This window comes from Leifsonia sp. Root227 (genome assembly GCF_001428745.1).
GTDB lineage: Bacteria > Actinomycetota > Actinomycetes > Actinomycetales > Microbacteriaceae > Leifsonia.
This window is the reverse complement of the sequence record NZ_LMIO01000003.1, coordinates 149,078-161,567: the sequence shown is the minus strand read 5'-3', so window position 1 is coordinate 161,567 and position 12,490 is coordinate 149,078. Positions and strand designations below refer to the sequence as shown.

Sequence of the window (12,490 nt, the reverse complement as noted above, 5' to 3'; positions counted from 1 at the left end):
GGGTCCTCCTCAGGACTCTCGTGTAGAAGCCCCGGCCGATGGTTTCCGGCCGGCAACTCTACGGGATTGTTTATCTATGTTACGGGATACTGCTAAAGGAGGGTGACCGGAGTCACTCGCCCTTGTTCTTCTGGACGATCTCGTCGGCAACAGCCTTCGGAACCTCCGCGTAGCTGTCGAAGGTCATCGAGTAGACCGCACGACCAGAGGTCTTCGACCGCAGGTCGCCGATGTACCCGAACATCTCCGACAGCGGAACGTTCGCGCGGATAACCTTGACCCCGCTCGCGTCCTCCATCGACTGGATCTGACCACGTCGTGAGTTGAGGTCACCGATCACATCGCCCATGTACTCTTCCGGCGTGCGAACCTCGACCGCCATCAGCGGCTCGAGGAGCACAGGGTTCGCCTTGCGCGCGGCCTCTTTGTAGGCCATCGAGCCGGCGATCTTGAACGCCATCTCCGAAGAGTCGACGTCGTGCGAAGCGCCATCCACGAGGGTGGCCTTGACACCCACGGTCGGGAAGCCGGCGAGAACACCCACCTGCATCGCGTCCTGGATACCGTGGTCGACCGACGGGATGTACTCGCGCGGAACGCGGCCACCTGTCACGGCGTTGACGAACTCGTAGCTCGTCTCCGGGGTGACGTCCATCGGCTCGATCGTGATCTGGATCTTGGCGAACTGGCCAGAACCACCGGTCTGCTTCTTGTGCGTGTAGTCGTACTTCTCGACGGAACGGCGGATCGTCTCGCGGTAGGCCACCTGGGGCTTGCCGACGTTCGCCTCGACGTTGAACTCGCGCTTCATGCGGTCGACGAGGATGTCGAGGTGAAGCTCGCCCATTCCCTTGATGACCGTCTGACCGGTCTCCTGGTTCTGCTCGGTGCGGAACGTCGGGTCTTCCTCGGCGAGCTTCTGGATCGCGGTGCCCAGCTTCTCCTGGTCGGCCTTGGTCTTCGGCTCGATCGCGACCTCGATGACGGGCTCGGGGAACGTCATCGACTCGAGGACGACCTGGTTGTCCGGGTCGCACAGGGTGTCGCCCGTGGTGGTGTCCTTGAGGCCGATCACGGCGTAGATGTTGCCGGCGGTCAGGAAGTCGACCGGGTTCTCCTTGTTGGCGTGCATCTGGAAGATCTTCCCGATGCGCTCCTTCTTGCCCTTGGTCGAGTTGACGATGCCAGCACCGCTGTCGACGCGGCCGGAGTACACGCGCACGTAGGTCAGACGACCGAAGAACGGGTGGACGGCGACCTTGAAGGCCAGAGCGGAGAACGGCTCGGACGCGTCGGCGTGGCGAAGAATGACCTTCTCCTCGTCGCGCGGGTCGTGGGCCTCGATGGCCGGCACGTCGATCGGCGAAGGAAGGAAGTCGATCACAGCGTCGAGCATCGGCTGAACGCCGCGGTTCTTGAACGCGGAACCGCAGAGCACGGGGTAGAGCTCGCTGTTGATCGTCATCTTGCGGATGGCGCCCTTGATCTCTGCGACCGTGAGCTCCTCACCGCCGAAGAACTTCTCGAGCAGTGCGTCGTCGCTCTCAGCAACGGTCTCGAGCAGCGCCTGGCGGTACTCGTTGGCCTTGTCGACCAGGTCGGCCGGGATCTCCTCGATGGCGTACTTGGCGCCCATCTGAACGTCACCCTTGGCGTCTCCACGCCAGGTCAGCGCACGCATCTCGATGAGGTCGACGACGCCCTCGAACGCGGACTCGGAACCGATCGGGAGCTGCAGCACCAGCGGCTTGGCGCCGAGGCGGCTGACGATGGTGTCGACCGTGTAGTAGAAGTCGGCGCCGAGCTTGTCCATCTTGTTGACGAAGCAGATGCGCGGGACGTTGTACTTGTCTGCCTGACGCCAGACGGTCTCGGACTGGGGCTCGACGCCCTCCTTGCCGTCGAAGACGGCGACAGCGCCGTCGAGGACGCGGAGCGAACGCTCCACCTCGACGGTGAAGTCCACGTGACCGGGGGTGTCGATGATGTTGATCTGGTTCTTGTTCCAGAAACAGGTGACGGCCGCGGACGTGATGGTGATGCCGCGCTCCTTCTCCTGCTCCATCCAGTCGGTCGTCGAGGCGCCGTCGTGGGTCTCGCCGATCTTGTGGTTGACGCCCGTGTAGAACAGGATGCGCTCGGTCGTAGTGGTCTTGCCGGCATCGATGTGGGCCATGATGCCGATGTTGCGGACCTTGTTCAGGTCGGTGAGCACGTCCTGTGCCACAGGGTTCCTCCGAAAAGTAGAAAGTTGAAGGGGTGCCGGCCCGGGTGGGGCACTCCCGTGGAGTGCAACACCCGGACCGGCGTGGTAATGCCCGAAACCGGGATTACCAGCGAGCCTGGACTACCAGCGGTAGTGCGCGAAGGCCTTGTTCGACTCGGCCATCTTGTGCGTGTCCTCGCGACGCTTGACAGCGGCGCCGAGACCGTTCGACGCGTCGAGGATCTCGTTGGTGAGACGCTCGGTCATCGTCTTCTCACGACGACCCTTGGCGTAGCTGGTGAGCCAGCGCAGCGCGAGCGTGTTCGCGCGGTGCGGCTTGACCTCGACGGGGACCTGGTAGGTCGAGCCACCGACGCGGCGGCTGCGGACCTCGAGGGTCGGGCGGACGTTGTCGAGCGCCTTCTTGAGCGTGACGACCGCATCCTGACCGGACTTGGACGCGACGCCTTCGAGCGCGTCGTACACGATGCGCTCAGCGAGGCCCTTCTTGCCGTCGAGCAGGATCTTGTTGACGAGCTGGCTGACGATCGGTGCGCCGTAGACCGGGTCTGCGACGACGGGGCGCTTGGGAGCTGGACCCTTGCGAGGCATTACTTCTTCTCCATCTTCGCGCCGTACCGGCTGCGAGCCTGCTTGCGGTTCTTGACGGCCTGGGTGTCGAGGGCGCCACGGACGATCTTGTAGCGCACACCGGGGAGGTCCTTCACACGACCGCCGCGGACGAGCACCATCGAGTGCTCCTGCAGGTTGTGGCCCTCACCGGGGATGTAGGCCGTGACCTCGGTCCCGTTGGAAAGCTTGACGCGAGCCACCTTGCGGAGAGCCGAGTTCGGCTTCTTCGGGGTGGTGGTGTAGACACGGGTGCACACGCCGCGCTGCTGGGGGTTGGCCTTCAGGGCGGGCGCCTTGGTCTTTGTGACCTTGGGGCTGCGGCCCTTCCGAACCAACTGCTGAATGGTTGGCACTGAACTTCTCCTTATATGGACTGCACGGTGACAGGTGTTGCTTCCCCAGGCCCAGGCACGCCCTGCTGGGCGCGGCTGTTCTTGGGGGGACCGATCGACGTTCAGAAGTGTTCGTCATCGATATGCCGTGGGGGCCGGACTCCCGTGCGGTCGTCCTGCCCATCGGATGAGTACGTGCCTGCCCACTCGCGGTAGCCATTTCTGGGCACCAGACGAGCGCGCGGCAGAGCGCACACCCGATAAATCTTAGCTCGCGGGCAGCGCCCGGTCAAATGGATGCGGGTGCGTGCGGCGCGCCTGCAGCGAACATCCGCAAGGCTGGGAGTATACGCCGAAGCGCGGGCATCCATCGTGGATGCCCGCGCTTCGCGAAGCGGATCGAGACGGGCTCAGCCGCCGATGCCCTTGGCGAGCTCGCTGTCGACGTTCTGCAGCGCGTCGGCGGCCTTGGTGAGGAACTGCGACATCCCGTCGAGTCCGTTCACCGCGTCCGTCGTGCCCTTGGTGAACTGCTCGTACGAGCTGTGGAACGCTCCGGAGGCCTGGTCGGTGACGAAACCGCCGTTGACCAGTCCGTTGACCAGGTTCTGCAGCTCGTGGAGCTTCGCGGTGATGTCGTCCTTGCCCGAGATGAGGCGGTTGGCGGCATCGGTCATCTCGCCGTACGTGACGTTCATGTTTGCCATGATGTCGTTCCCTTCGTGTTGTCCGAGAGGCCAACCCCTCGGCCGACCAGTGATTTCAAACTATCTGTGGATGCGGGTGGAACGGAATGGGGAGCACTCCCCATCCGCTCCCCTACGCGGCGGACTCTCCGGAGCCCAGCTCCTCGCCTGCCCGCCAGAAGTTGGTCGCGCAGACGATGCCTGCGACGATCATGACGACGCCGAGCGAGCAGAACGCGACCGTCCACGGCAGCGCGTCCGCGACCTCGGAGCTGGACGATGTGGAGCCGACCGCCGAGGACAGCGGGGTGAGCGCGAGCACCAGGATCACGCCGCCCAGCCCCGCCAGCCACAGGTCGAAGCGCCAGCGGTAGTCGAAGAAGCGCCAGAATCGGCAACCCGGCGCATCCACTCCCGGCTGCACCTTCCCCGCCGCCTGGGCGCGGTAGTAGGAGAGCTTCTTGATGAGGGAGACGATCGCTGCGACGGTCACGCCGAAGCCGATCGAGCCGTAGATGAGCCAGTAGCGGGAGAAGTCGTTCTCGTCGCCGACACTTGCCGGCCAGCCGCCGGTGAACCAGGAGATCACGGGAAGCCCGACCAGCAGCAGCGAGACGACGAGGCCGACGACGATCCAGAACACGTGCCAGCCGATCGGGAGCACCCGGAAGCGGGAGACCATGCTCGCGGACGGCAGGACCGTGTCCGGTGGAACAGGGTTGCGCTTCATCGCACCGCGGCGAAGCTGCTCGCCCGCGACGAGGCCGCACATGGCGAGCAGCAGGATCACTCCGGGTGTCGCACCCATCGCGACGGCGGCGAGGCCGCGCACGCTGTCGAGCGAGCCGTCGTCCGGGCCGCCCGCGACCGCGGTCATCACCAGTCCGCCTCCGACGAGCAGCACGAACGCGACGGCGGCGAGCACCCCGCCGATGATGCTCAGCACCTTGCCGAACGCACGGTTGGATGCGGCGACCCGCTCCTGGCGCGCTGCGAGAGCCTCGCCGGTCAGTCCGTCGGTCACATGGCCTCCTGTGTCTGCCGTTCCGCCCAGGTGAGCGAGTCGACGATCGCATCGAAGAAGAGCGTGTACAGCTCAGGGTCGTGGGCTGTCGGCGCCGAGACGCTGACGGTGAGCAGTCCGGCGTCCTCTGGGTACGGCACCGAATACTCGAGATAGAGGGACGGCTCGCGCGTCTCGCCGATGGCGTCGTCGCCGATCTCGCGGATGCGCGCCACCGGGCCGGTGCGCTGCTCGAAGACCTGCGCGTCCGGCGTGGCGGCCGCCAGGCGCTCGGCCAGCGGCAGGGCGGGATCGATCCCGTCCGGCCAGGCGCGGTCGCGGACGATGAGCGACGCGGGAAGCGGGATGCCGGGCAGCACTTCGAGGGACATCCAGAACGCGGTAGCGCCGACCGCCCTCGCGCGCTCGGCCGTGCTGATCAGCTCCTCGCGCGCATCCCGTCGCATCCGCGCCAGCCGGTCGTTGCGGCCGACCTGTTGCAGCACGAGGGCACGGATGCGCTCGCGCATGGTCTCCTCGTCCGCCAGCGGGATCTCCGCCCAGGTGCCGGGAAGGATGATCGAGTACGAGCCCTGGGGGGAACGGGCGGTGAAGGTCATGACGGGACGTCCGCGGTGGCTGCGAGGGTGACGGTGAGCGTCGAGACGAGCGTCTGCACGTCCGACGCCATGTCGGTGAAGACGCCGAGGTTCTCCGCGGAGGCCACGAACTGCACGACCTGCGCGGCATCGGGAGGGTAGACGACGGCGACGACGCGCTCCTCCAGCTCGGCGCCGCCGTCCGGGACGGCATGCGCGATGAGGTTGTGCGAGCCGACCAGTTCGCCCGCATCCACGGTGGAACGCCAGGTCTGCACGGCGAAGTAGCTCTGGCCGGAGTCCGGCTCGACCACGGGGGCGGCGAGCGCCTCCTCGTACTGGTCGGGCGTCCCGACGACCTCGAGCGGTGCGAGCGAGAAGACGAGGGCTGCGCCGGCGCGGCCGATCTCCGGATACGGGATCCAGACGGCGGCGGTCATGGCCGGGTTGCGCATCGCCCGGAAGCGGGAGCGCGCGAAGGCGAGTTCGTCGGCGAGCTTGGCGCGCATCCCCTCGTCGTCGACGAGGGAGCCGGCGAGCGTCGTCGCCCAGTCAGGATCGGACGCTTCGGCGAGCGGCATCGGATACCAGCGCTCCGGTGTGCCGATCCTGAAGTCGACGATGTCGCGCCGTGTTCCGTTGGCCGTCACTGAGCCTCCCCTTCGCCCACCGGTACCCTACCTGCTACTTCGTGCCGTCGTGAGCGACGTTCCAGACGTCCTTGACCACGCCGACCGTGCTGCTCGTGGCTCCGCCGATCTTGTCGTAGTCGCCTGGGACGAACGAGGAACCGGTGTCGATGGCCTGCCCGACCGGGTTGTCGCCGAAGCCGGAGACCGCTCCGGTGACCACCTTCACGGTGTTCTGCACCTGGTACAGCGTGGCGGCGCCAGCGGTGAACTTCATCCCGTTGGTGAGCAGGCTCGGGTCGGCCTTCGCCAGGTTGTAGAGGCCGACCAGGTCTTTGTTGATGCCGAAGCCCTTGCTGATGCTCAGGTTGAGGCCGGGGAACGCCTCGCGCGCCGCCTCCTTGATGAGCTCCGGGCCCGACTTGGTGCCCGATTGGAACGCCGTGAGCGCGGCCTTCTGCGCATCCGTGCGGATGAAGGGGGACTTGAAGGCGTCGGAGAGCGGCTTGGAGAGCGCCTCGCTGGCCTTCGTCGCACTCATGAAGTCCTCGCTGTGCGCGCCGACACCCTGCAGCGCGGCGAGCTGACGGCTGTCGGTGATCCCGGTGCGGATGACGGCGGTGGCGCGGAGGTTCTTGGCGACCATCGCGAAGATCTTGCCGCCGAACAGGGTGAGCACGCAGCCCACAGCGGCGAACGCGACATCCCACCAGGAGCCGTCGCCGTTGATGACCTTCACGATCGACTCGACCAGGTCGATGATCGCGCCGATCGCGCCGAGGACGATGAGGATCTGACCGAGGATCGGCACCCAGGCGAAGAAGATGGCGAGCACACCTGCCCACTTGCAGATGGTCTTGAAGATGCTGAAGACCGTCGCACCCCAGTCGTCCCAGAACGAGTCCTTGAGGCCGTGGTTGTTCTTGTCGACCACGTTGACGATGGCGGTGATGGCAGTCTCTGCTGCGGAGTTCTTCGCATCCAGCGCTGTGTGCCACTCTGCGTGCGCTGCGCGGAGGTCTGCGTCTGCGGCGTCCGCGGCATCCTTCGACTTGGTGGCCGCGGTCGTGGCGGTGGTCTTGTCGGCGTCCGTCGCGGTATCCGCGGCGTGCTGCGCCGTGCTGGCCGCGTGCTTGGCCGTGTTCGCGGCCTCCTGCTTGTTCTCGATGTGCGCGATGGCCGTGGTGGCCGCATCCTGTGCTGAACGGAGAGACGACGAGTATGTGATCAGGGCGTCGGCGGTCTTCCGGTAGCGGTCGTGCGCCTTGTCGATGTCGCCTGCGACGTCCTTGGCCGAGTCGCGGAAGGCGTCGATGGCCTTGCTGACCATCTCGTCCACGTCGCCGATCTTCTTCAGCGTGGTCACCGAGCGCTGGATGGCGTCCGCGATCTCCGCGTAGTGGCGCGCCTTCGAGAGCACCAGGTCGGGATCGCCCTTGAGCGGCTGGTATTCGACGTCACTCATTTCGTCCCCCTAGTTCTTCGCCGGAGCTGCCGGGTAGTCCTGCGACTTCGAGGCGTCTTCCAGCGCTTTCGCGAGGCCGTCGTCGACCTTGGTGAAGCCGTCCGTCACGCCGGCCACGGATTTGGACAGGCTCTCCACGGACTCCGTCATCTTCTTCCGCTTGTCGTTCCACTTGTGGGCGAAGTCTCGGACGTGACCGGAGAGTCCGTCGTGGCCGGTCGCTTCCGCGACGGCGTCGCTGAAGTCGTCCGCGCCCTTGAACTCGCTGACGATCGCCTCGAGGTCGGACTTCAGCTGTCCGAGCAGTTCCAGGTCGAGCTTCAGGTCGGTCATGGCGATCCCTTCCGTTTTCAGGCTGTAGCCAACCTACCGAGAGCGGTGCGGGGAAGCGATGGGGAGCGGTCCCCATGCAGTGCCGTGCAGGTATATAGGTATCGTTCTTGCGTGCGCCTCAAACTCACGCTCTCCCGCCCATCCGGAGCCGGGGACGACATCGTGGTCACCGCCGACGCGGCAGCCAGCATCTCCGAAGTCGCCTCGACCATCCGCCGCATCGACCCACGCGGGGCCGCTGGGCCGGTGACGGACGACCGGGCGCTGACTCTCCGCGCCGCGATCCCCGGCCAGGCTGAGACGCTGGTGCTTCCACCGGAAGCGCCCATCGGCGAGGCGTGGATCGGCAGCGGCGCCACGGTCAGCCTGGCGGACGCCGGGGTGTACTACGCGCCGAGCGACCTCGGCGACGCTCCGGTGGTCGCCACGGTGCAGGTGCTCACCGGACCGGATGCCGGGCGGGAGTTCCCGCTCCGCCCCGGCACCGCCATGCTCGGCCGCGACGACGCTTGCGACATCGTGCTGCGCGACCCGCTGGTGTCGAAGCGGCACGTACGCCTCGAGGTCGGCGACGGCGTCGAGGTCATCGACCTCGGCTCGGCGAACGGCGTCGTGGTCGACGGCGGAATCGTGACGCGGCTGACCGTTCGGAGGTCGGAGACGCTGCTGATCGGCGACACCGAGGTGCGCATCGCGGTCTCTGGACTCTCCGGCATCCCTGCGGCGGCACCGAAGGCCGGCCCGGTGTTCTTCAATCGCTCTCCGCGCGTCGAGCAGCGCTACGCCGGTCAGGTCTTCCAGGCGCCCGAGGTGCCGACGGAGAAGGAAGACCCGCCATTCCCGCTCCTCGCGATGATCACGCCGCTGCTGCTCGGCGGCGCGATGTTCGCCATCACCCACCAGCCGACCACACTGCTGTTCGTGCTGCTCTCCCCCCTGATGCTGGTCGGCAACTACACGACCGGCCGCACCAGGGGAAAGCGCAAGCTCAAGAAGGCCATCGCGGTCTTCGACAAGCGACTGGATGCGCTCACCGCCAAGCTCGACGCCGAGCGGCTCAGAGAGGTCGAGCTGCGCCGCGCGGAGTCGCCGACCACGCACGCGGCGCTGGCCGATGCCGTGCAGCGCGGGCCGATGCTCTGGACCAGGCGGCCGGAGCACTGGTCGTTCCTCAACCTGCAGCTCGGCATCGGGTCGATGCGGTCGCGCAACACGATCGCGAGCAACGACAGAGGCGAGATGATCGTGGAGTTCCAGGAGCGCCTGGACGCGGTCATCGACGCCAACGAGCGCGTTTCTGACGTTCCGGTGCTCGACAACCTGTTCGAGTCAGGCGCTCTGGGGATCGCGGGCCCTGCCGAGCACATCGCCGGATCGGTGAACGCCACGCTGGTGCAGCTCACCGCGCTGCACTCCCCCGCGGAGCTCGTCGTCGCCGCCCTGGTCTCCCCGCGCTGGTCGCGGGAGCTGGAATGGCTCAAGTGGATGCCGCACACATCCTCGCCGCACAGCCCGCTCGCCGGCGGGCACCTGGCGGACAGCGCGTCGAGCGCATCCACTGTCCTCAGCGCGCTGGAAGGCCTCGTGGAGGAGCGACTGGCCCGCGCCAAGGGGCCGCAGCGACGCGGGGCGATGGAGCAGGAGCGCGCGGCGATCGAGCGAGGAGCAGAGGTCGGGAAGTCGCAGACCGTGGACGGGACGCCGTCGCCCGTTCCCGCGGTCGTGGTCGTCATCTCCGGCGACGTCGCCATCGACCGGCCGCGGCTCGTGCAGCTCGCGGAAGCGGCGGCCGACGCCGGGGTGTTCCCGATCTGGCTGGACACCGACGTCGCCGCCCTGCCTGCGGTCTGCCGCACCTATGTCGCGCACGAGGACCGCGACGACAGGGCGACCGTCGGGTTCGTGCGCATCGGCGAGACCATAGAGGACGTCGTCACCGAACCGATCGACCGCGACACCGCGCTGGACTACGCCAAGCGCATGGCGCCGGTCATCGACGCAGGCGCCCTGGTCGCGGACGCGAGCGACCTGCCGCGCAGCATCTCCCTGGTCAGCCTGCTCGGGCACGACCTGACGGAGTCGTCCGGTGCGGTGATCGACCGGTGGCGGCAGAACGCCTCCATCCACGACCGATCGGGCGCCCGCCCTGCCAAGCGTCGAGCGGGAAGCCTGCGCGCCATCATCGGCTCGGCCGGCGTGGATGCGATGCACCTCGACCTGCGCAGCCAGGGGCCGCACGCCCTCGTCGGCGGCACGACAGGAGCGGGCAAGAGCGAGTTCCTGCAGGCGTGGGTGCTCGGGATGGCCGCCGAATACAGCTCGGACAGGGTCACATTCCTGTTCGTCGACTACAAGGGCGGCTCGGCGTTCGCGGACTGCGTGAGCCTGCCGCACTGCGTCGGTCTCGTCACCGACCTCAGCCCGCACCTGGTGCGCAGGGCGCTCACCAGCCTGCGCGCCGAACTGCACCACCGCGAGCACCTGCTCAACCGCAAGAAGGCCAAAGACCTGCTCGAGCTGGAGAAGCGCGGAGACCCGGAGTGCCCTCCGGCGCTCGTGCTGGTGATCGACGAGTTCGCCGCCCTCGTCGGCGAGGTGCCGGAATTCGTGGACGGCGTGGTCGACCTCGCCCAGCGCGGACGCTCGCTCGGCATCCACCTGATCATGGCGACGCAGCGCCCCGCCGGTGTCATCAAGGACAATCTGCGAGCGAACACCAACCTGCGCATCGCGCTCCGCATGGCGGACGAGTCGGACAGCCAGGACGTGGTCGGCGTCTCGGACGCCGCCCACTTCGACCCTGCCATCCCCGGCCGCGGCATGGCGAAGACCGGACCGGGCAGGCTCGCGCCTTTCCAGTCCGCATACGCGGGAGGCTGGACCAGCCGCGAACCGGAGCGCGCGGGTGTCGAGGTGGCGGAGTTGCGCTTCGGCGGCGAGATCCGCTGGGAAGAGGAAGGGTCAGGCCGTGAGGAAGAGCGGGACCTCGGCCCGACGGACCAGCAGCGCCTCGTCTCCTCGATCGTGCGCGCGCAGGGCGAGGCGCACATCCCTTCGCCGCGTCGGCCGTGGCTGGACGAGCTGGCGGCGGTCTATGACCTCGGCCTGCTGCGGCAGCGCACGGACGCCGAGCTGCTACTCGGCGTGAGCGACGTTCCGGACAGGCAGCAGCAGGCCCCCGTCTACTTCCAGCCGGATGTCGACGGCAACATCGCGATCTACGGCACGGGCGGCTCCGGCAAGTCGGCGGCGCTGCGCACCCTGGCGTCGTCGGCCGCGATCACGCCGCGAGGCGGGCCGGTGCGGGTGTACGGACTGGACTTCGGCGCAGGCAGCCTCCGGATGCTGGAGAAGATGCCGCACGTCGGCTCGATCATTCCCGGGGACGACGCTGAGCGCATCATCCGGCTGTTCAGGATGCTCAAGGAGGAGCTGGAGGACCGCGGCCCGCGCTTCGCGGAGGCCAACGCGTCCAGCATCACCGAGTACCGCAGGCTCACAGGGCGCCAGAACGAAGCGCGCATCCTGCTGCTCATCGACGGGTTCCCGAACTTCCGCGAGGACTTCGAGATCCCGGCCGGCCGCTCGCAGTGGTACGACGTGTTCAAGGACGTCCTCAGCGACGGCCGCCAGCTCGGGATGCACGTGGCGCTCACCGGCGACCGTGCGGGAGCAGTGCCCACCTCCATCGGCTCGCTCGTGCAGCGCAAGGTCGTGCTGCGGCTGGCAGACGACGGCTACGGGATGCTCGACGTGCCGAGTGACATCCTCGGCCCGTCGTCCCCTCCCGGCCGCGCGATCGTCGACGGCTACGAGACGCAGCTCGCCGTCCTCGGCGGAAGCGCATCCGTCTCGGACCAGTCGGCGGCGACCACCCGTCTCGCCGAGGCGATGGTGCGCGCCGGCGTGCAGGAGACGCCGCCGATCGGCTCGCTGCCGAAGGAGTACGCGCTCGAGACGCTGCCATCGTCGCACGACGGCTCGCCCGTGCTCGGGGTCAGCGACCTCGACCTCGGGCCGTTCGGCTTCGACCCGGCAGGGACGATGCTCGTCGCCGGTCCTCCCGCGAGCGGACGGTCGAGCACGCTGGCTGCGCTCGCTGCGTCTGTGCTGCGTTTCGACCCTCAGGCGCGGTTGTACTACCTGGGCAACGCACGTTCCGCTCTCGGCCGCGCGTCGCACTGGACGGACACGGCCACGACGCCCGAGACCGCCGCCGCACTGGCGAAAGACCTCGTCGCCGCCATCGCGGACCCGGACACGGAAGGCCGCATCGCGGTGATCGTGGAGAGCATCGGCGACTTCCTGCAGACCCCGGCCGACTCTCCCATCGTGGACCTGGTGCGTGCGGTGCGCCGCAGCGACCACCTGCTCGTCGCCGAGGCGGAGTCGAGCGCTTGGGGATCGTCGTGGCCGCTGCTCGGCGAGGTGAAGAACGGTCGTCGCGGCATCCTGCTGCAGCCGGACTCCGTGGAGGGCGACCTGCTGCTGAAGACGCCGCTGCCCAGGCTCAATCGTTCCGAGTTCCCTCCCGGCCGCGGGGTGTACATCGCGAAGGGGAAGTTCGCGCGGGTGCAGGTGCCGCTCGTCGACGCGTGAGCGGG

Annotated in this window: 10 protein-coding genes; 1 reads left to right on the top strand and 9 read right to left on the bottom strand. The window is 67.7% G+C overall.

The annotated features are described in order from the left end of the window. Window positions 1-112 precede the first annotated feature (112 nt). The 9 genes from fusA to ASE16_RS10770 form a co-directional block, all read right to left on the bottom strand. Window positions 113-2,227: an elongation factor G gene (gene fusA / locus ASE16_RS10810; RefSeq protein WP_055894749.1), complete on the bottom strand. Its 2,115-nt coding sequence runs from the start codon at window positions 2,225-2,227 to the stop codon at window positions 113-115. A 120-nt stretch (window positions 2,228-2,347) separates the two neighbouring features. Beyond that, complete coding sequence (gene rpsG / locus ASE16_RS10805; protein WP_055894744.1) at window positions 2,348-2,818, bottom strand: 30S ribosomal protein S7; 471 nt, start codon at window positions 2,816-2,818, stop codon at window positions 2,348-2,350. Further along, window positions 2,818-3,192, bottom strand: coding sequence for a 30S ribosomal protein S12 (gene rpsL, locus ASE16_RS10800; protein ID WP_055787040.1), 375 nt, complete (start codon window positions 3,190-3,192; stop codon window positions 2,818-2,820). The genes rpsG and rpsL overlap by 1 nt, the downstream gene beginning before the upstream one ends. Window positions 3,193-3,581: 389 nt before the next feature. Continuing rightward, a complete protein-coding gene (locus ASE16_RS10795; protein WP_055894741.1) occupies window positions 3,582-3,878 on the bottom strand; it encodes a WXG100 family type VII secretion target in 297 nt (98 codons plus the stop codon). A 112-nt stretch (window positions 3,879-3,990) separates the two neighbouring features. Then, window positions 3,991-4,881 carry a hypothetical protein gene (locus ASE16_RS10790; protein ID WP_055894738.1) on the bottom strand — a complete coding sequence of 297 codons (891 nt, stop codon included), beginning with the start codon at window positions 4,879-4,881 and terminating at the stop codon, window positions 3,991-3,993. Next, window positions 4,878-5,480, bottom strand: coding sequence for an alpha/beta fold hydrolase (locus ASE16_RS10785; protein WP_055894735.1), 603 nt, complete (start codon window positions 5,478-5,480; stop codon window positions 4,878-4,880). Before ASE16_RS10785 ends, ASE16_RS10790 begins: the two co-directional genes overlap by 4 nt. After that, window positions 5,477-6,109, bottom strand: a complete 633-nt coding sequence (locus ASE16_RS10780; protein WP_055894730.1) for a hypothetical protein — start codon at window positions 6,107-6,109, stop codon at window positions 5,477-5,479. The genes ASE16_RS10785 and ASE16_RS10780 overlap by 4 nt, the downstream gene beginning before the upstream one ends. A gap of 34 nt (window positions 6,110-6,143) precedes the next feature. Further along, window positions 6,144-7,553, bottom strand: a complete 1,410-nt coding sequence (locus ASE16_RS10775) for a putative T7SS-secreted protein (protein ID WP_055894727.1) — start codon at window positions 7,551-7,553, stop codon at window positions 6,144-6,146. A gap of 9 nt (window positions 7,554-7,562) precedes the next feature. Further along, complete coding sequence (locus ASE16_RS10770) at window positions 7,563-7,886, bottom strand: hypothetical protein (RefSeq protein ID WP_055894724.1); 324 nt, start codon at window positions 7,884-7,886, stop codon at window positions 7,563-7,565. A 111-nt stretch (window positions 7,887-7,997) separates the two neighbouring features. Between ASE16_RS10770 and ASE16_RS10765 the strand changes: the two genes are divergently transcribed. Further along, a complete protein-coding gene (locus tag ASE16_RS10765) occupies window positions 7,998-12,485 on the top strand; it encodes an FtsK/SpoIIIE domain-containing protein (RefSeq protein ID WP_055894721.1) in 4,488 nt (1,495 codons plus the stop codon). The last annotated feature ends 5 nt before the right edge of the window (window positions 12,486-12,490 follow it).

Excerpts from the sequence above, each read along its gene's own strand:
- rpsG (WP_055894744.1), bottom strand. The coding sequence starts at position 2,818 with ATGCCTCGCAAGGGTCCAGCTCCCAAGCGCCCCGTCGTCGCAGACCCG.
- ASE16_RS10795 (WP_055894741.1), bottom strand. The coding sequence starts at position 3,878 with ATGGCAAACATGAACGTCACGTACGGCGAGATGACCGATGCCGCCAAC.
- ASE16_RS10785 (WP_055894735.1), bottom strand. The coding sequence starts at position 5,480 with ATGACCTTCACCGCCCGTTCCCCCCAGGGCTCGTACTCGATCATCCTT.
- ASE16_RS10775 (WP_055894727.1), bottom strand. The coding sequence starts at position 7,553 with ATGAGTGACGTCGAATACCAGCCGCTCAAGGGCGATCCCGACCTGGTG.
- ASE16_RS10770 (WP_055894724.1), bottom strand. The coding sequence starts at position 7,886 with ATGACCGACCTGAAGCTCGACCTGGAACTGCTCGGACAGCTGAAGTCC.